The organism is Paenibacillus phoenicis, from assembly GCF_034718895.1.
GTDB lineage: Bacteria > Bacillota > Bacilli > Paenibacillales > Paenibacillaceae > Fontibacillus > Fontibacillus phoenicis.
In genome coordinates this window covers 1,257,655-1,276,483 of record NZ_JAYERP010000001.1, presented here as the reverse complement: position 1 = coordinate 1,276,483, position 18,829 = coordinate 1,257,655, and the positions used below count along the sequence as shown (strand labels likewise).

The window sequence follows — 18,829 nt, the reverse complement described above, 5'->3', positions numbered from 1 at the left end:
AGCTGCGGCCGCTGGCGTACCTTTGTTGGCGTCGTGATTTCCATAGGCCTCTCCCTTCTATACGGAAATAAACTCAAGCTTCTCTAAGCTGCCTGCAGCCTGTTCATCCACTGCCTCGAGAAAAATAGACAGCTGCGCTTGCCCCGCCTGAAACCATGGACCCGGCAAATAAAACGAGTCCGCGCTGCCGCCAGTCATCATCGGCCTTCCCGCACCTCCTGGCAGCCACAGCCTGCCGACGATCCGCTCCTCCATAAACACCGTAAGCTTTAATCCCGAGCCAGCGGCACGGACCCTCCAACCTTTGCCTTGTGCAGCGTTCGGAATTGGAGCGAATAACCATCCTGCCTCACCTGAGGTCAACGTCAGCGGCAATTCAAGCGGAATTGCAGCAACTTCATGCTCCGCCGCAGCCTTCAAATGAGCTTCCTCCGCCGCCTTGATCGTATACGCCGATGCTTCAACCCCTTCATAGACCAGCACTTGTCCGGCGCTTTGCCCCATCGTTCGTTCCAGGTAGACCTCAAGCTGCAGCTCCTGTCCTGGGGTGACATACGGCTTCAAATCGATAAAGGGGTCCAGCGGATGGATGGGACCGGCATCGATTCCGTTCACCCAAAGCCGCGCATGCCCTTGAAGGTTCCGAAAATGCAGCGTCCACGAATCCCCGCCAGCCCCAGGGATAAACGTTCTGCGGAAAAGATGCTGGGATAGATGATCCGCAGACAGCCAGCTTCCGAAGCTAACAACCGGCCATAATGCTTCGTCGATCTCTGTAAGAGTGCCTTGCCGCGAACGGTCGACCTTCGGATGCACGCGCCAGTTCGAGGTAATGTTGTGTACGGCGGTGATGGCCGTAATCCCTTTGATCCCTTTCAGAGAAGGCAAGCGAAGCGCTGGGAGCCGGATGTCATCGAAATTGCTGTGGCCCCAAATCTCCACACGCGCCTGAAGCTTCTTCACATCCGATCCGTTCACCGGAACAAACACGCTGGCTCCGCCGGGAGTAAAAGTGCCGAGGTACGCTCCGTCAGCATACAGCGAAACAACATCACTCGCTTGACGCACCAGAAATCCATGCAGCCGATGTTCAGCGGCGACTAGATTTGTCTCCGCCTCATACCAGGCGTATCCCCGGTAAACGCCGAGCCGTTCCAAAAATTCTGCCTCCGCCCCCTTCGTCTGTACCGTCGCAGCCTGGATTGGCGCCTTCCATCCCTCCCTCCCAACAAACCGCCAATCGGGTGCAGGCGTAGGGTCGGGGACATTCGAGACCGGTTGATCTGCGGTTAAGGTCACGGTCCCATCCAGGTGAATCGTTTCGGTCCGAAGCGCGTTGAGAAGGCTTGTGACAATAACCGTAAAGCGTCGCCCCTCCTTTAGTTCAAACCGACAAAACGCCGTCTCTGCTCCAGACAGTTGCAAGATAAACTGGCCTTCGCGATGGATGACCTGCATCCCCTCGGTAATCGGATCATGGGCAACTTCGACGGCTAAGGCAATCTCCCCGTTGTCCCCCTCCTTGTGAAACGCGAGAACCACTCCGTCCATCTGTTGTTCCACCATGTAAAGCTCCGCCGTAGAGGAAACAAGCTGTCCTGAAATTCCCCAGTTCGTTAGCGGCACTTTTGCCGGCAGCGCCAAGGATCTTGAAGCAGCTAAGGTCCATGTCCCGGTAGATGAAGCATGGCTGGCTTCCTCATTATGCAGGTGGATTTGCTTGGAGCGATCCTCACCGTTGGTCACAAAAATCAGCTCTCCACCGCCTTTCAAACGCAGCGCATACGGGCCAAACACTCCCTCCTTCTCGCCCGCAACAGACCATTTGCTCCCGGAATTCGGCTCAGATTCCGCAATCGCGCGGCCATAGGCACGAATGAACCTGGCGAGAAGCTTTGCTTCCTGCACTTCTTCACGGAGATGGCCTTCCGGCGAAATCATGCCTCCGAAATCATAATCCGAGGTCAAGAAAGCCAGCGGCCTTCCCCAGTTATTGATCGCATTGGTGAAGCCGAAATTGGTGCCAGACACCTGCAGATAAGGACCCAGCAGCTTGGCTCCAGCTGACAGCAATCTGCGCAGCAGGTAATGGCTCCGGTTCGTCTCGGTAACGAGCAGCGGAAGTCCCTGCCTGTGAAGCACCTCCCGATAATGCAGCACCTTGCGCTCGAAATCGGGATCCCGGTCATCCGGATAGAAGTTGCAGGTCGGCACGATACCTTCCGTTAACCCGGACGCCTGCACCAGGCCGCCTTGGCCGGCACAAGCGATCAGCGGGACGGATAAGCCATGCGTTGCAGCCATGTCTCGCAGCGCAGCCATATATCCTGCCGGGTTGGAGCAGTCATAGAAGTCCAGTTCATTTTCAAGCTGAACGAAGATGACGCTGCCCCCACGCGTGACTTCATGACGATGAAGGATCGGCAGGATCTGCGCATACCACCGGGCCACATGCTGCAAGAACGCAGGGTCATTATCTCTAATCCGCAGAGCCGGCTCTTTGGCGTACAAATAGGCAGGCAAGCCGCCGCCGTCCCATTCAGAGCAAATATATGGTCCCGGGCGGGCGATCACCCATAATCCCGCTTCACTGGCGAGTCGCAGAAACGTATCTGCATCCCGCATCCCGGTGAAATCCCAGGTTCCTTCCTGGAGCTCATGAAAATTCCACGGGAAGTAGACATCGATGCAGTTGTAGCCTGCTTCTCTCACCTGCTGGAGCCGTTCCTGCCATAACTCGGGGGGAATCCGGAAATAAAAGAGCGAAGCACAAAGCAGAATCACGCTCTCCCCATGGATGTTGACAGCCTGGCCAGACAGACTTACAACGGATTCGGACTCGATACGCGTACTCATAGCGACCACTCCTAACGTCTGTATTATTAAACTTTAATGAATCCCATTTCATGAAACCCGTTACATTGTGGTCAATAAAATTAGAGTGAAACGGGTTTCACTTTGGAGCAAACGAAATGTTCAGTTGTTGTGCCAAGTGTTGTTCAGATGAATGCTTCTCTTCGGAGTTGATGAAAGAAGTAAAATTTCGTTGTGTTTGTGGAGGGTGAAATAAAGAAGAATTTACCTGCGAGTAAAATGTAAGGGCTTTCTTGCAGTTATTCTAGCCCAGCCAGATTTAAGTTGTCAATCCCTTTTTGCCGGAAGCGGGTCCGAAGCTCCTAACGCTAGTTAAGAGCCGCAGTAGACTCGCGAATAACCAGCTCCGGCTTCAGCAAGGTCGTTTTGTTCACCTTCGACTTTGTGATCATTTGGTGCAGCACTTCCCCCGCAGTTCGGCCGAGCTCATGAGCATGCAGTGAAATGGTCGTCAGCTCCGGAATGCTATAGGAGGCAAACGGAGTATCATCATATCCGATAATCGAGAGGTCTTCGGGGACGCGCAGCCCAGCTTTGACGGCCGCCTTTAACACGCCGATCGCAACTAAATCGTTCAGACAAAAGATCGCCGTCGGGCGCTTAGGCAGCTCCAACAATTGATTCATAAACGTCATGCCGCTGGCGACGGAAAAACCTCCATGCAGCACCCACTCCTTGCGCACTTCAAGGCCCGCCTGAACCATCTTCTTCGTAAAAGCGTTCGTCCGCTGCTGCGTGTTGGACATCTGACGGAATCCGCCCACAATCGCGATGTCGCGGTGCCCGAGCTCAATCAAATGCTGGGCCGCCAGCTCCGCTCCATACCGTTCGTCTACGGCCACTCGATTCAGGCCCGATTTAGGGAGTCGACCGTTGACAAGTAGAACGGGCAGCCTTTTGCCGATCTCGGCTACCTCCTCAATCAGTTGCATGTCAGGTTTGGCCAAATCAACCCGCCCCCCCATCATGACGATCCCGTCCACCTGCTTCTCTGCGAGCGCATTCAAATATTGCGATTCCCGGACATATTGCTCCGCGCTGTCCACACTGGCTGAGACCGTGTCGCACAGAAAGTAAGTATACCCCTGCTTGCGCGCTTCCAGATCAAACCCGGACAACACTTCTGGAAAAAACGGATTTGTAATATCCGGGAGAATAATGCCGATCATCCCCGTTTCCTTCTTCGACAAGCTTCGAGCCAGCGCATTGGGTTGAAACTGGTATTTGTTGATCAGCTCGTTGATGCGTTCCCGGGTCTCCTTTTTTACAGGTGCGGTATTGTTAAGGACGCGTGAGACGGTAGCAACGGATACATTAGCTTCTTTGGCGATATCGTAGACTGTAATCGGTTTCATAATTTCACCTGCCCCAAAATTAGTAGCCCAGATTACCCCCAGTATATCAATATTTCCAGCATTTGAGAATAGAACAAGCAGATACCGCCGCTCCCCGCCCAGATCCTCTTTTCCATGACAAAACAGGCCCCCTCCTTTTAAAGAAAGCCTGTTTCCTTTAGGATCGCGTTTGATCTTGCTCCGGATTTCTCTCTTCGGACTCGAAGGAGGTCACATCCGTTTGCTCCGGCATAAAGCCGGTCCGGAGATGCGGGCTCGTATCTTCGTAGATCGTGCGCGGATCCCCATCCGTTTCGATGTTTTCGTGCTTTTGGTTTGGCATACTCATATCCCCTTTTCGCTGAATAGCGTCTCCTGCAGCTACAATTTTCATGCAATTTCGATCAAACAGAGAGACGATCGATCTGAAGTTAGGCTATCTATAGGATATATTTGCTATATTTAACGGTCGACGCTTTTGTTTTGCAAATTTGACTCTAGGTTTACAGTTACCCCTATAGAACGAAGTCGAGACATCGGTTAATAAATATGTTTCAATCGATCCCTGTGAAGTTTTGTCGAAGCTATTGAAATATACAATATAATATATTAAATATATCTTATAAACCTTTCCAATCACATCCATAACCATCAGGAGGTGGTATATCGAACGATCGAATCGGACAAGTCTTTCGCAACTTATTCTAAGAAGAGAGGTGTCGAAATGATGTTGCGCAAATGGATCACGCTCGGTTTAGCACTAGTATGTACGTTAACCATGCCGTTAGGAGCCTCCGCAGACAGCTCGATTTCAGCGGAACTAAACAAGAAGAGCGGCATCGTTTGGCCGAAGAATCAGGAGCTCCCTACCTTCGCCAAAGCCAAGCGCTTGGATGTGGCTCAAGTGTACGACAAGCCAGGGGACATCGAGCTTCTGCTGACAACACTTCAAGGGATCGTCAACCGCAAGGAACCCCGAATTTACGTGCAGCAAAATGAGAAAGATCCTTGGTTAAACGATATTAAGGTGCCTTATCGGATTCACGAAAATCCACTGGACATCGTCAAGGCGTATGCCCGGGAGGTCAAAGGCGTAATCGTCTATGATCCGGCCGTGCCTGATTCGATTAATGTGGCGACGACGCTTGCCGGTTTGAAGGACGCTGTCGTAGCAAGCCCCGAACTGGCCCAAGAACTAACTGCGGCGCCTTATCGCTTGCGTGTCGTTGAGGACCTGCAAGGGAAGTTCAAAGATCGGATGGAGGCTTACACTTGGCAATACGAGCATTTATGGAGTCAAACGACAAAACGGATGCTGGTCGGTCTCAGTCCGAATACGTCCATCCCGCTCCCTCCGGATAATTTCGCATCATTCAAGACAATTCTTACGGAACCGGAGCAAATCCGTGATGCCAGCAACCGGAGAACGTATGAACTGGATTTGACCGAGTTCCTAGGCGGAGAGGCTGTCTACCTGCGGTTCCAGGATGCTTACACCCAGGACGGCTGGGGTCCTGCCGTTCATGAGATCAGCGTATCGGCAGACGGTGAGGAGATTGTTCATTTTGAGACCGGCACGCCGGAAGAAGAACCGTTTTTGTATGACCGGCACGGCTCCAAGTTTTTGCCGGGTGCGGACCACCGGTTTGCCGATAACGGCAACTATTTCGTCTACGAATTTATTCCACCGGCGGGAACCCAGCATTTAACCGTTAGCGTCGAAATGTGGAATCAATTTAAAGTTTCCGCCAGCAAAGTGAAGCCGCTCTCCTCTGAAACGAAGGAGCCGTTCGGCTACCTCCGCGATTACGCGGTAGCCAACAAAGCGATGGTGTTCTGGCTTTCCAGCGGAGTACCTGAACAAAGGGCGTTGTTCGAACGGATTTTAGCGGATGTAGAACCAGGAACACCGTATTTGGGTTGGTTTGATAATGATGTGGAAGGCGAAATCGCTGGGGTTGACCTGACCTCTAGTTATGGTGTTTACGTCCTGCCTTCCGACTGGTTCCATAATATGACGGTCATGGCGGGGACGAAAGCGAAGCCGGCCAAGCCGAACAAGCCGGTAACTCCGAAGTTGAACAACAAGATCTACGTGACCTTCACGTTTGGTGAGGGCGATAACCTGCAGTACGATCAAAATCATATGCGCAATCTTTGGGATGATCCTGCCCGCGGCCAAGTACCCATGAACTGGTCGGCTAGCCCGCTCCTCGTTGATGCGGCCCCTGCGATCTTAGACTATTACCAGTCCACCGCTACGAAAAATGACCTGCTGGTAGCCGGACCTTCAGGAGCCGGGTATTTCAGTCCGCAGGTTTGGCCGGAGGAGAGCTTTGCCCAATTCATGAAGGATTCCTACCCGTATTTGAAGAAATCCGGCATGTCGTATCCTTTTGTAATCAACCGTCAAGACGCCCGTGACGTTCCTCTCACCGGTTCCAAAGCAGAAGCCTATGTGAAATACTTGAAAGTACCAGGCCTGTTCCTTGGTGGCGGGAGCCAAAATTACGTAGAAATCGTCAACGGCAATTTACCCGTTTCTTATTTCAAAGGCACGACCACGGTCAGAGATGGTATCAACATTTTGAATGATGCGAAGGCTTCTTGGGACGGGAACTCGCCGATGTTTGTTTCCGTAGGGGTCAACGCTTGGAGCATGAGACCATCGGACGTTGTCGCGATCACACAAGCGCTGGGACCGGAATTTGAAGTTGTGTTAGCCGATACCTATTTTGCGCTGATTCGGGAAGCTTACAGCCTTCCAAAGAAACCTTAACCACATAAAACAAGGCGGGAATCCTCCAATGAGGAGTTCCTGCCTTGTTTTTGCTTAAGTGCTCCCTGTATTATAACGATTCCTTGATAACTCGTTTATAGTAAAGAACCGACAACAGCCCAAAAATCGAATACAGCGCGGTATAAATCAGCATGACCAAGATCATCGGGGTCCATAGCTCCGTCCCGAACAAGAACCAGCCGGAGCGAACCGCAAAATAACTATGCGACAAACCTACAACCAACGGGATACCAAAGTTAAACAACTGCTTGTATTGAGTGCCCTGGAGCAGGTTGCCCGGCGTGAATCCCAGCTTGCGTAAGATGGTGTAACTTGGCTTCTCTTCTTCCCCTTCGCCCATTTGCTTGAAATACAGGATACAGCCTGAAGTGATCAGGAAGGTTAATCCCAGGAAACCAACGATAAACATGATCAATCCCATGTTGCTTCTTTGTTCCATAATGATTCTGATTTGCGACAACGCGCCTGGTTTCTTGTCGAAGCCCAACTCGTGATAGATCCGGTCCGCTTGTTGCTTCGAGTCGGGATTCGCAATATCGATCCCATAATAGACCCGGTAGGAACTCTGAAGTTCCCGATTCATATCCTGCATCAGTTGCTCGAAGTCGGCATGATCAAGGATGACCGACGGCAAACCCGAGGAAAAATGGATCGATACAATCGCATCCTTCATCGTATCGATCACGGTCACTGGAATGGACTGCGAGTTCCCCTTTATCGTCATATCCCCTTTGGACCGCAAGCCCATGAACTGCTCCAACAAATTGCTTGAACCAGCCAACAGCGCTTCTTTGGGACCCAAATCCATCCCAGCAACCTCTTGTTCATCCACAACAGCCAGTGTCGTCAGTTGGCTATTCTGCCCGCTTAGCGCAGATCCAATGAGGTTGGAGAGGTCAGCTTCGGCGATCACCACTTGGCGCTGAGTCTCTCGCGTCTCGATTCCGGCAGACTTTAATGCCTGCTCGAAAGCGTCCACGTCCTTGGAATCTAACAGAGTGAAATGATGGGGTACGGTTTGCTGAGCGGTTTTTTCCGTTGAGTAATAAGAAATGTAGCTTAGCGACAACAAACCGATGGCCAAAGCGGACACCGTCGTGATGATGGTCAGCAGCAATGCGTTAGATTTCATGCGGAACATGATCGAGGAGAGGGACAGCACCTCATTTAACGAGAGATATCCCCCTTTCGCCTTACGAACCAGATTGAAAATAAAACTAACCGAACCTTTATAGAACAGGTACGTGCCGACGATCACCGAACCTAGGATCCGAATCATGGCGAGGAAGAGCTCCCGCATTTCCGTGTAGTCGCCGCTGAACAGATCCGCCGAAATCCGGTAACCATAAAGGATCAGCCCGATTCCCAGAATGCCGATGACAATTTCGGATAAGGGCATTTTACGATACACATTCTCCGTAGTGGATGTCGCTCGGAACAGCGACAAAATGCTTTGTCGTTTGATGAACGTGTAGTTCATCAGCATAATTAGCAGGTAGATCGCCACAAAGACCTCGACGGTCTGTATCAGCGCCTGCGAGGAGAAGCGCAGCGTTGCCGCAGCCTCAAGTCCAATGATCTGGAACAAGATCATCAGCAGCAGCCGGGAGCAGGAAAATCCAACGAAGATGCCGATCAGCATAGAGCCGAAATACAGAATCAGGTTTTCGCTGCTGAGAATACGAAAGATCTTCCCTTTCGTTAACCCGATTAATTGAAAGAGACCAATCTCCTTACTTCGCCGCTTAATAAAGATGGTATTAGCATACAGCAAAAAGATGGTCACAATTACGATGAGCAGCACCGATGCGGCTTTTAATCCGGCGGCCCCTTTTACGGACCCCTTTATTTCGTCCAAAGCCGGGTCATATTGCAAGGTGACAAATGCGAAGTAAAGCGCCACGCTGAAAATTAAGGCGAACACGTACAAGTAGTAGTTTTTTAGATTTTTCTTGAGATTGCGGTAAATCAGATGGGTCAGACTCATTCCTGCACCCCGCCCAATACGCCCTGCGCTTTGATGATGTCGTTGAAGAACGACTGTCGCGACTCGTCGCCTTTATTCAGCTGCGAATAAATTTGTCCATCCTTGATAAACACGACGCGACTGGTGTAGCTTGCCGCCACCGGATCATGGGTGACCATAATAATCGTTGCCGCGATTTTCCGGTTGAGCTCGCTCAGCTTATTTAGCAAATCGGAAGCTGATTTCGAATCCAGTGCGCCCGTCGGCTCATCGGCAAAAATAATGCTCGGATCGTGGATAAACGCCCGTGCGGCGGAAGTCCGCTGCTTTTGTCCCCCCGATATTTCATTGGGATACTTGTCTTTAATTTCGTAAATGCCAAGCTCGGTGGCGATCTCCTGAAACTTCAGGTCCGCCTCCTTGCGGGAGACGTTCTTGATCGAGAGCGGCAGCAGCACGTTTTCTTTGACCGTTAACGTATCCAGCAAATTGTATTCCTGAAAAATAAAGCCGAGATGGGATTTGCGGAATTCGGCAAACTCCTTCTCCTTCAGCCCCGTGAACTCTTTGCCTTCAATTTTAATGCTGCCGAGACTGACTTTATCGATCGAAGAAAGCACGTTTAATAAGGTCGTCTTGCCGGAGCCGGACGCCCCCATAATGCTAACGAACTCACCCTTCTCTACATTCAGGTCAATCCCTTTCAACACTTCCTGGCGATTAAATTTGTTGCCATAACTTTTATGAATTTTGCTGGCTTCAAGTATAGCCATGATTAATCACTCCTTTATCCTGCCCTTATCTTACCTTACCCGGGAGGGACAATTCCTGCGATTTCCCGAACAAAACAAACAGGCATGTGACAATGTTGTCACATGCCTAGCGTATGAACGTATGCATTACTTCTTGGGAAAAACAACGTAAAAGCGGTGCCCCCGCCGGGCTTCGAGTCGACCTTGATCCGGATTGACAGGGAATCCGCCGCTTTTTTCACCAAGTATAATCCCATGCCGGTAGCCGCATGATCCTCGTGGTTCCGCGTAGAGGTAAATCCTTTCTCGAAGATACGCGGCAGGTCCTTGGCATCGATCCCCCGCCCTTTGTCGCGGACGCTGAGCCAGGCCTGTCCTTCCGGCGAAATCCCTGATTCCACGCAGATATCGGAGGCTTCGCTATATTTCACCGCATTGGTTAGCAGTTGCCGAACGATAAACGCCAGCCATTTTGCATCCGACAGCACCTCTTGGACAGGCAGATGGACGTCAAAGCCGATGCCTTTTTGCAAACACCATGCTCTTAGCTCCCGGATCTCTTGAACCAGCAGCGGCTCCAGCTTCACCTGTTCGATGTAGAGATCGTTCTCGATAAACGGAATCCGCTTCTGGTGCAGCTGGCGGTCCAGCAGCAGGTGGATGCGCAGCCACTCCAGGTGAAGCTGCTCTTTGAGCGGCTCGTCGCCCATCCGATCGATCATCAGCCGCATGGCGGTGAGCGGTGTTTTCACCTCATGAATCCAGGCCATCAGCTCGTCCTTCTCCTCTTCCAGCTGGGCGACGAGCTGCGACGTTTCCTTGCGGAACTTGTCCGTTTGCTCGCTTAACCGGTCCATAACGATTCCCTCCAGCGGGCTTTCCGGCGCAGCGATCACGCTCAAATCGTACGTGTCATCCCAGGCGGCCAGGCTTTGATAAAACCGGCTTTCCTTCGGATACCGAATCAGTAGAAATGCCCCAAATCCCAAGATCGATAAGAAAACGATATACAGCATCGGCATAAACGGAATCGTCCGGTCGATGGCGGCGACGAAGAGGAGCAAGAGCTGCAGGCCGAAGACGAGCAAGATCCAGCTGAGGCGCTCACGCAAATATTTTCCGATCATAACACCTGAACCTCTTCGGTTGCCATATATCCTTGACCTACCTTTGTCTCGATATAAGCGTCCAGCCCGAGGTTCTCCAGCTTCTTGCGCAGCCGATTTACGTTGACCGTCAAAGTATTGTCGCTGACGAAATGCTCGTTATCCCATAAACTGCGGATCAGCTCCTCGCGGCTGACAATGCGATTCTTCTGCTCCACCAGCAGCTTGAGGATGAGCATCTCGTTTTTCGTTAACTCGATCGTCCCCTGCTCTGCCGTGACGGTGTTGCGCCCATATTCGATAGTCGCTCCGCGCCACGTCCGCAGCTCAACGCGTTCGGTATTATAATTGTAGACCCGGCGAAGCGTCGCCTGGATTTTAGCGATCAGCACTTCGAAATGGAACGGCTTCTGAACAAAATCATCCGCCCCTAGCTGCATAGACATCACCATATCGGCGGGATGGTCGCGGGAAGATAAGAAAATGATCGGCACGTTGGAACGGGCACGGATTTGTCGGCACCAATGAAACCCATCAAATTTGGGCAGCTGGATATCAATCAGAACCAGGTCCGGACGAACCGCCGTAAGCTCCTCCAGCACATTGCCGAAATCCCGAACGCCATGCACTCCATAAGACCATTGCTGCAGTCGTTCGCGGATTTCCTGAAATAAGGATGGATCGTCTTCGATTAACATGATTTGAAACAAGCAAATCACCACGTTATTAGAATTCTTACTTCATCCAGTTTACCGGATAACAAAGCGTGGCGCTATCTTTCTATTAAATCGCGGTTTCTTCAATTTCGAAGCCCAGATCCTCAATCATTTGGTGATCTAGAGTTACGTCTTGCCCCTTCGTCGTCATGTAGTCGCCCACAAAGATCGAATTCGCTGCATATAAGGATAGCGGCTGCAGCGTACGGAGACTGATCTCCCGGCCGCCGGCTACCCGGATTTCCTTCGTCGGACAGATAAACCGGAACAAAGCCAATACCTTAAGCGCCTTTAGCGCCGGTACCCGCTCCGAATGTTCGAGCGGCGTCCCCGGGATCGCGTTCAGAAAATTGATCGGAATCGAATCGGCATCCAATTCACGCAGCGCCAAAGCCATCTCCACGATTTCCTCATCCGATTCGCCCATGCCGATAATCACGCCAGAGCAAGGAGACATGCCGTGCGCTCTTGCCGTTTCCACCGTTGCCACGCGTTGATCGTAGGTATGGGTGGTTGTGATCGACGGATAGTTCGCCCGGCTCGTGTTCAAATTGTGGTTGTAGCGGTGAACTCCGGCTTCACGGAGCTTCTCCGCCTGCTCCTCCCTTAGAATACCGAGGCAAGCGCAAATCTTCAGCGGCATCGTCGCGCGGATTTCAGCGACCGCTTCAACGACTTGCTCGAGCTCTTTATCGGTGGGTCCCCTGCCGGAAGCCACGATACAATACGTTCCTGCCTTGCGCTGTAATGCTTCACGGGCTCCGGCGACCAACGTTTCCCTGTCGAGCAGCGGATATTTCGGAATCGAAGCCGTTGAGACCAAGGATTGGGAGCAGTACCCGCAATCTTCGGGGCATAGTCCGCTTTTGGCATTGATGATCATGTTGAGCTTAACTTTATTGCCATAGTAATGCCGTCTCACTCGATAAGCCGCCTTCATCAACGGCAGCAATTGATCATTGTTGGCTTGTAATACGGACACCCCCTCCTCCAAAGTTAAAACTGCACCGCTCAGGGCTTTTTCGGCGAAGGTGTCCCAGCTCTGTCCTACCATCTTGCGTTGGTTCATTCCTCATCCCAGCTTTCTATGTTTGATTGATTTTTAATTGTTAACCTTAATTCGTATTTAAGGTTAACAATATAGCCTTTTAAATTCTACCGGAAAGCTCGCAGGTTGTGAAGCAGGAATCCTTCATTTTTTGCATGGAGCGCACTTCCTCCTACATAGGGTGTTATAAGGCAAAATTGTGCAGGAGGGATATGTTATGCGTATACAAGTGCGTTCGGGGGATACGTTATGGTACTACAGTCAAATTTTCCAACTGCCGCTGCAATTGATCGTCGATTCCAATCCAGGCATTCCAGCGGAGAGCCTTAGCGTGGGCCAGACCATCCACATCCCTGGTTTTGTCACCAGCGAGTATCAGGTGAAAGCCGGGGATTCCATCTGGAAGCTGTCCAGGGACCGCGGGGTTTCTCTGGATGTAATCCTGCTGCTGAACCAGTCGGTGAATCCAAACCACCTTACGATCGGACAACGGCTGCAGCTTCCGCTGCGGGTCACCTGGTTCGTGGTCGACATCCGCAAACCCTATGATTACGCCGCCTTGCGGGACGATTTAAACCGGTTGATGGACATTTATCCGTTTATCGCCTATCGGAATATCGGCAATTCGGTCATGAACAAACCGATCCCCGAACTACGCATCGGTAAAGGCAGCAAACAAGTGCATGTTAACGGAGCTTTTCATGCAAATGAATGGATCACGACGCCGGTGTTGATCAAATTCCTGAACCAATATCTGCTTGCGCTAACGAATAACAGCACCATTCGCGGTCTGCACATGTGGCCTTATTACGAAGGAGCCACCCTCTCCATGGTGCCGATGGTGAACCCGGACGGCGTAGACCTGGTGATCCATGGATTGCCTGCCGAGGAACCTTACCGCAGCAATGTGCTGTCCTACAACGGCGGCAACACCGATTTTCAGGGATGGAAGGCCAATATCAATGGCGTAGATTTGAACGATCAGTTCCCGGCGTTATGGGAACGTGAGGTTGCCAGAAACCCAGTGGAGCGCGGTCCACGGGATTATCCAGGCACCGCCCCGCTGACCGAACCTGAAGCGATCGCCATGGCCAACCTGGTTCGGCAGAGCGATTTTGATCATGTCCTGGCCTTCCATACCCAAGGGGAGGAGATCTATTGGGGCTTTGAAAACCGCGAACCGGCGTATGCTGAGACGATCGTAAACGAGTTCGCCCGGGTCAGTGGCTACAAGCCGGTCCGGAACGTGGAAAGCTATGCCGGATTTAAGGATTGGTTCATCTATGAATTCCGGCGTCCCGGATTTACGATCGAACTCGGAACCGGCGTAAATCCGCTGCCGTTATCCCAATTCGACGAAATTTACGAGGAGAGCTTGGGGATCTTGCTGGCGAGCTTGTATATGTAAATGGTCTATAAAAGGTGATCACGGGGGGCCTTCCGGGAGCAACGGAGCGCTCCGCTTTTTCATTTTTTTCGCTACTGGACCTTCTGAAAGATTCCGATATAGGTTGAAGAAGAATTTTCCATGCTGTTCGACGTACTAGAAGCCTACGGTACAGCGGGATATGCAGGACGAGGAGTAGCCAACTATTACTATGCACTCCTGGATGATGGTTCGTTCGGGCTGTTCAGGGAAATCAAATCCTTGAGCGCAGGAATGATTGGACTAAGCTCTATCATCTATCCTTCCTGATCGCGATACCTTAATGGTTACCCAGATGTTCGCGGGATGGCTTCCCTATTCCATGGAGCCGTAAATCACAACATTTGTGAAGAAACAGGCATTTTTCATATAATAGAATGACCAATACGAATGATAAGGGGTACATTAGGATGAAAATGAACCGTTTGGGCTCCTCCGAACTAATGGTCAGCGAAATCGGACTAGGCTGCATGTCGCTGGGGACGGAAGCGTCGAAGGCGATCGGTCTGATCCATGAGGCGCTAGACCGTGGCGTTAACTTTCTCGATACCGCCGATTTGTACGATGACGGAACCAATGAAGAAATCGTTGGCAAGGCAATTAAAGGGCGCCGGGATCGCGTGATTCTGGCAACCAAAGTCGGCAACCGGCGGATTCCCGGCCAAGACGGCTGGGTCTGGGACGCGTCCAAAGCGTATATCCTCTCAGCGGTAAAGGATAGCTTGCGCCGGCTCGGCACGGATTATATCGATTTGTATCAGCTGCACGGCGGGACGATCGAGGATCCGATCGATAACACGATCGAAGCGTTTGAACAACTAAAGCAGGAAGGTGTCATCCGCGAGTACGGGATTTCTTCCATTCGACCTAACGTCATCCGGGAATATGTCTCCCGCTCCTCTATCGTCAGCGTCATGAACCAGTACAGTATCGTGGACCGGCGCGGCGAAGAAGCGGTCTTCCCTCTGCTTCAGGAGCACCAGATCAGCGTGATCGCCCGGGGACCGTTAGCCGGCGGAGCGCTGGCGGCGAACCGCGAACCGGCCAAAGGCGTGCTGGATTACGAACTGGACGAGCTGCGCGACCTGCGCCGCAAGTTGCAGGAGCTAGAAACGCCGGAGCGCACCCTTACACAGCTGGCCATCCGCTATTCGCTGGCCCATCCTGCGGTAGCCGTGGTCATTCCGGGAGCCAGCTCACGTGAGCAGCTGCTGCAAAATCTCGCTGCCGCCGACGTCCCCGAACTAAGTGCGGAGGAAATTGAGCTGATTCGCAGCTTAAGTAAAGCCAATCAATATACGTTGCACCGTTAATCTCAAAAAAAAGCAGGCCTTGTCCAAGTGAATGCATCCTCAATTGATCGCGTCTAGCCATGCAAATACCATTCACCAAGGGGCCTGCTTTTTTATGCGGCTTCAGATTATTTTACAGGGTTCCATTCAAATCGCCATTCGGAGACCAGCTTGGTTAGTACATCGTCTTGCAGGTATAACCGATCCTCAATGACCTTCGAATTGGAACGGTCAACTTGAATCGACCGGGTTTCCGTCGAGACCATATAACGGTATGCCTTCATATTGCTATCTGCACTTCGTTCAACTTCCCAGTTCAGACTTTCGGATACAGGGAGAATCGGAACATACAACTTCTGATCCATTCCCAAGAAGGCGAACGGCAATTCGATCTGCTTGCCGTTTATGATCAAATTCGCCTCCCCTTCCTGAACGTATTCCAACGCTTTGACCGGAAGCTGATTAGCGTTCAAATCGTCCGGTACTTCAGGTGCTTTCGTCGATGCCGAGCATTGCACACGCTCATAAAAAGCTTGAACCTCATGTTCAGTTACGCCTCGAACTTTACGAGTACGAACATCGTATAAATACGGCTGCCGGGTCGGTTCATTATAAGTCAGCAACAATTCGCCACGCTGCTCGTCATAACCTAGCAAAGAAGCAAGCAGTAGTCTCTGTGTTTTCAGTGTATCGGGATCCAGCCGTACGATTTCGTTCTGCTTCGCCGTTTCACTGTACCGCTCAAACAGCAGGGAACCGTCGGGCAGCCAGTAGGTTACGGGCCATTCCCAGCCATCCCACGCTTGGCGGATCACGCCGTTCTGATTGTTTTTCACGAAGAGAGCAACTCGCTTGGAATATCCCTCGAAATAGATCACCTTCCGAATTCCAAACTTCCCGCTGGGGGAGTTCTGATATCCCACTTTTCCTACCAGCCGGTCCCCAGCCGTATCCAAATACACTTCACCAAAAGGTTGCGGATTCAGCCCCTTCGTCATTACGCGAACATACGGACTCAATTCGTCCCCCCACACCTGGGTGACTGTATCAGGAAGGACATACCAAGTCCCGTCCTTGGTTCGGGACAGCACTTTCCGATGAGCCTGGCCGTCATCCGTCGTGATGTAGGCGTTATAATAGGCCTCTTTCGTATTCGGGTTCGTATAGGCGTGGTAAACCTCCGCCTTTTCGGCAGCAACTGGATTTACGGATAGGGCCCAGACCAGCGTTGTTGCTAGCATGCCATAAACCGCCTTCCCTAGCCGACTCTTACTTAACTTCATCCTAAATTCTCCTCTCTGACCAATCTATTTAGTAGGGACGATGAATCCAGGAAAAAGTTACGATGCTAAAATCCGCTGCGAATTAAGTCCCCCGCTAATTGGAGCAATTCAGTTCTCGGTCCATCATATAACCTGACATCAGGAGACATAATACCTGCGGTAAGCATAAATAACCGGCTTCCATTCGGCATGCTCTGTCGCCTGCCCCAGATCGCTGGCCCGCAGGAAACGTCCGGCCTTATACCCGCCTTCATGCGGATCCAATAAAATGAGGAAAGACATGTCCGTGTATTGTTTGGCATAGTTCAAGAACATCGGTTCCTGGCGCTTCACGTAGAACTCGTCCAGGATGACATGTGTCATCGCTTGTGCGACCGCAGCGTCTGTACCCGGATGCGGTGCCAGCCAGTTATCGGCAAATTTGACGTTCTCCGCATGATCCGGCGCTACGGACACCACCTTGGTCCCTTTGTAACGAACTTCAGTCATGAAGTGGGCATCCGGCGTCCGCGTGAGCGGCACATTGGAGCCCCACATGATCAGATATCCGGCGTTATACCAGTCGGATGACTCCGGCACATCGGTTTGCTCGCCCCAAATTTGCGGTGAAGCCGGCGGCAGGTCCGCATACCAGTCGTAGAAGCTAAGCATCTCTCCGCCCAGCAAGGAGATGAACCGCGCGCCCGAAGCGTAGCTGATCGGTCGACATCGCTGGAATCGGTGTAAATCCGGCAATCCGGTCTGGTCCATATTTCTTAATGGTATAAAGTAATTGCGCGGAGATCAGCTGGGACGCTTCTTCCCAGGTCACGCGCACATGTCCGCCTTTACCGCGGGCTTGCTTATAGGATCGTGCGGCTTCCGGGTTCTCCACGATGCTCGCCCAAGCTTCCACGGGATTCCCTTGAGACTTGGTCATGGCCTCGCGCCATAGACGCAGCAACTTGCCACGCATATAAGGGTATTTCACCCGCAGCGGACTGTACTCGTACCACGAGAACGAGGCGCCCCGCGGGCAGCCGCGCGGTTCAAACTCGGGCATATCCGGTCCGCAGGACGGGTAATCAATCTGTTGATTTTCCCAGGTGATGATGCCGTTCTTCACGAACACCTTCCAGCTCCACGACCCAGTAAGCTCTTCCCTCCGGCTCATAATAGTTGGAAAGTGCGCTGAGGCTGTCGTCCTGCCAAGCGAGCCCTTCCCGGTTCCCGCCGAACTCGATCAGGCAATCGCGGATCACCGCTTCAATCTCTGCATTGTCCTCCGATTGTAAAGGTCTAATGATCATCGGGCGTCCTTCCTTCCGCTACAACAGATTCATTTCATGGAGCTTGTCGAAAATCATCCGGCTGACCAGAGACGTCCGATCGCGCTCCGCATAGCTGAGCCAAGCCGCTTCCTCGATCTCGTTAGCGGGTTGAAGCTCGCCTTCCACCTCCGCAAAGTAGCATGTCATCCGCACAAGCACTCCCTCCGGCTTACCGTCAGCTTGGGCTTCAAACGTTGCGAAATACTTGATTGAATCCGGCTTCACGGTCACGGATAATTCCTCTTGTATCTCCCGTTGCAAAGTTTCGTGATCGGACTCGCCGGGTTCTCTTTTACCGCCTGGAACATAAAACAGCTCTTTGCCCTTCGAACGGACATTTAACATGCGACCATCCCGCAGGCGAATCCAGGCGATTTTATCGATGTTTCCCTCCATATTTGACGCCCCCTAACTCCAAGCTTAATTCAAAGCTTCTCTCTTGCGAACGGAGCTTTCCTTCTCGCTCTCACTTCCCCCGCCCAGCTTAAACACGAAGATCCCGCCGACAATCACTAACACACCGATCAGTTGATTCAACGTAAACGGCATCTTCTGTAAGCCGAGCCAGCCTAGCGAATCAAACAACAAGGCAAACCCCAACTCCGAAGTCATAACGATGGCTACAGCATACGTTGGCCCCAACAGTTTGACGCCCTGTACCATGCAAGTCACGACGCCAACCCCAATCAAGCCGCTGAACCAAAACCAAACCGGCATCCCGGGTAATGACGTAAACATTCCTTTTCCTTCAACGATCAGGCCAATGACAAAGGAGGCGGCAAACCCCAGACCTAACACCAGCGTCGTCGTCGTCCAATTGCCAGTCTGTTCATTCACCTTCGTATTAAACACGTTTTGCATCCCCACCAACGCTCCGGCAGTCAATGCGAACAATATCCCTAACAGCACGTCTCTCCGTCCC

General features: G+C 51.9%; 15 protein-coding genes and 1 pseudogene. 3 read left to right on the top strand and 13 right to left on the bottom strand.

What is annotated here, in order from left to right:
- Positions 1–57: 57 nt before the first annotated feature.
- From U9M73_RS05995 to U9M73_RS05985, 3 genes are all read right to left on the bottom strand, one after another.
- A complete protein-coding gene (locus U9M73_RS05995; RefSeq protein ID WP_009223300.1) occupies positions 58–2,856 on the bottom strand; it encodes a beta-galactosidase in 2,799 nt (932 codons plus the stop codon).
- Positions 2,857–3,182: 326 nt separating this feature from the next.
- On the bottom strand, positions 3,183–4,229 hold the full coding sequence (locus U9M73_RS05990; RefSeq protein ID WP_260071763.1) for a LacI family DNA-binding transcriptional regulator: 1,047 nt from the start codon (positions 4,227–4,229) through the stop codon (positions 3,183–3,185).
- Between the two features lie 157 nt (positions 4,230–4,386).
- Positions 4,387–4,551 (bottom strand): hypothetical protein, encoded by a 165-nt coding sequence (locus U9M73_RS05985; RefSeq protein WP_198136140.1) that lies wholly within the window; start codon positions 4,549–4,551, stop codon positions 4,387–4,389.
- Between the two features lie 381 nt (positions 4,552–4,932).
- On the opposite strand from U9M73_RS05985, the gene U9M73_RS05980 reads away from it, so the two are divergent.
- Positions 4,933–6,987, top strand: a complete 2,055-nt coding sequence (locus U9M73_RS05980; protein WP_323076547.1) for a GxGYxYP domain-containing protein — start codon at positions 4,933–4,935, stop codon at positions 6,985–6,987.
- 70 nt (positions 6,988–7,057) lie between these two features.
- Here the strand turns inward: U9M73_RS05980 and U9M73_RS05975 are convergent, their stop codons facing one another.
- The 5 genes from U9M73_RS05975 to bioB form a co-directional block, all read right to left on the bottom strand.
- Positions 7,058–8,995, bottom strand: a complete 1,938-nt coding sequence (locus U9M73_RS05975) for an ABC transporter permease (RefSeq protein ID WP_323076546.1) — start codon at positions 8,993–8,995, stop codon at positions 7,058–7,060.
- Complete coding sequence (locus tag U9M73_RS05970; protein ID WP_323076545.1) at positions 8,992–9,747, bottom strand: ABC transporter ATP-binding protein; 756 nt, start codon at positions 9,745–9,747, stop codon at positions 8,992–8,994. Before U9M73_RS05970 ends, U9M73_RS05975 begins: the two co-directional genes overlap by 4 nt.
- 98 nt (positions 9,748–9,845) lie before the next feature.
- Complete coding sequence (locus tag U9M73_RS05965; RefSeq protein WP_009223294.1) at positions 9,846–10,853, bottom strand: sensor histidine kinase; 1,008 nt, start codon at positions 10,851–10,853, stop codon at positions 9,846–9,848.
- Positions 10,850–11,542, bottom strand: coding sequence for a response regulator transcription factor (locus U9M73_RS05960; protein WP_036644006.1), 693 nt, complete (start codon positions 11,540–11,542; stop codon positions 10,850–10,852). Before U9M73_RS05960 ends, U9M73_RS05965 begins: the two co-directional genes overlap by 4 nt.
- A gap of 73 nt (positions 11,543–11,615) precedes the next feature.
- Positions 11,616–12,617 (bottom strand): biotin synthase BioB, encoded by a 1,002-nt coding sequence (gene bioB, locus U9M73_RS05955; RefSeq protein WP_323076544.1) that lies wholly within the window; start codon positions 12,615–12,617, stop codon positions 11,616–11,618.
- 196 nt (positions 12,618–12,813) lie between these two features.
- Between bioB and U9M73_RS05950 the strand changes: the two genes are divergently transcribed.
- Entirely contained in the window at positions 12,814–14,004 is a 1,191-nt protein-coding gene (locus U9M73_RS05950; RefSeq protein WP_028537665.1) for a M14 family metallopeptidase, read from the top strand.
- Between the two features lie 428 nt (positions 14,005–14,432).
- Entirely contained in the window at positions 14,433–15,335 is a 903-nt protein-coding gene (locus tag U9M73_RS05945) for an aldo/keto reductase (RefSeq protein WP_323076543.1), read from the top strand.
- Between the two features lie 107 nt (positions 15,336–15,442).
- Here the strand turns inward: U9M73_RS05945 and U9M73_RS05940 are convergent, their stop codons facing one another.
- From U9M73_RS05940 to U9M73_RS05920, 5 genes and pseudogenes are all read right to left on the bottom strand, one after another.
- The gene (locus tag U9M73_RS05940; RefSeq protein WP_323076541.1) at positions 15,443–16,597 is read right to left on the bottom strand and encodes a hypothetical protein; all 1,155 of its coding nucleotides are present in this window, start codon (positions 16,595–16,597) and stop codon (positions 15,443–15,445) included.
- A 165-nt stretch (positions 16,598–16,762) separates the two neighbouring features.
- Positions 16,763–17,729, bottom strand: a pseudogene (locus tag U9M73_RS05935) (molybdopterin-dependent oxidoreductase); the annotation flags it as partial.
- On the bottom strand, positions 17,662–17,886 hold the full coding sequence (locus U9M73_RS05930) for a GNAT family N-acetyltransferase (protein WP_323076540.1): 225 nt from the start codon (positions 17,884–17,886) through the stop codon (positions 17,662–17,664). The pseudogene U9M73_RS05935 and the gene U9M73_RS05930, both read right to left, overlap by 68 nt.
- Before the next feature lie 18 nt (positions 17,887–17,904).
- Entirely contained in the window at positions 17,905–18,303 is a 399-nt protein-coding gene (locus U9M73_RS05925; RefSeq protein ID WP_323076539.1) for an NUDIX hydrolase, read from the bottom strand.
- Between the two features lie 24 nt (positions 18,304–18,327).
- Positions 18,328–18,816, bottom strand: a complete 489-nt coding sequence (locus U9M73_RS05920) for a DMT family transporter (protein WP_323076537.1) — start codon at positions 18,814–18,816, stop codon at positions 18,328–18,330.
- Between the last annotated feature and the right edge of the window lie 13 nt (positions 18,817–18,829).

Coding starts and splice junctions, on each gene's coding strand:
- U9M73_RS05950 (WP_028537665.1), top strand. CDS start 12,814: ATGCGTATACAAGTGCGTTCGGGGGATACGTTATGGTACTACAGTCAA.
- U9M73_RS05965 (WP_009223294.1), bottom strand. CDS start 10,853: ATGATCGGAAAATATTTGCGTGAGCGCCTCAGCTGGATCTTGCTCGTC.
- U9M73_RS05975 (WP_323076546.1), bottom strand. CDS start 8,995: ATGAGTCTGACCCATCTGATTTACCGCAATCTCAAGAAAAATCTAAAA.
- U9M73_RS05980 (WP_323076547.1), top strand. CDS start 4,933: ATGATGTTGCGCAAATGGATCACGCTCGGTTTAGCACTAGTATGTACG.
- U9M73_RS05990 (WP_260071763.1), bottom strand. CDS start 4,229: ATGAAACCGATTACAGTCTACGATATCGCCAAAGAAGCTAATGTATCC.
- U9M73_RS05985 (WP_198136140.1), bottom strand. CDS start 4,551: ATGCCAAACCAAAAGCACGAAAACATCGAAACGGATGGGGATCCGCGC.
- bioB (WP_323076544.1), bottom strand. CDS start 12,617: ATGAACCAACGCAAGATGGTAGGACAGAGCTGGGACACCTTCGCCGAA.
- U9M73_RS05925 (WP_323076539.1), bottom strand. CDS start 18,303: ATGGAGGGAAACATCGATAAAATCGCCTGGATTCGCCTGCGGGATGGT.
- U9M73_RS05940 (WP_323076541.1), bottom strand. CDS start 16,597: ATGAAGTTAAGTAAGAGTCGGCTAGGGAAGGCGGTTTATGGCATGCTA.
- U9M73_RS05970 (WP_323076545.1), bottom strand. CDS start 9,747: ATGGCTATACTTGAAGCCAGCAAAATTCATAAAAGTTATGGCAACAAA.
- U9M73_RS05930 (WP_323076540.1), bottom strand. CDS start 17,886: ATGATCATTAGACCTTTACAATCGGAGGACAATGCAGAGATTGAAGCG.
- U9M73_RS05995 (WP_009223300.1), bottom strand. CDS start 2,856: ATGAGTACGCGTATCGAGTCCGAATCCGTTGTAAGTCTGTCTGGCCAG.
- U9M73_RS05945 (WP_323076543.1), top strand. CDS start 14,433: ATGAAAATGAACCGTTTGGGCTCCTCCGAACTAATGGTCAGCGAAATC.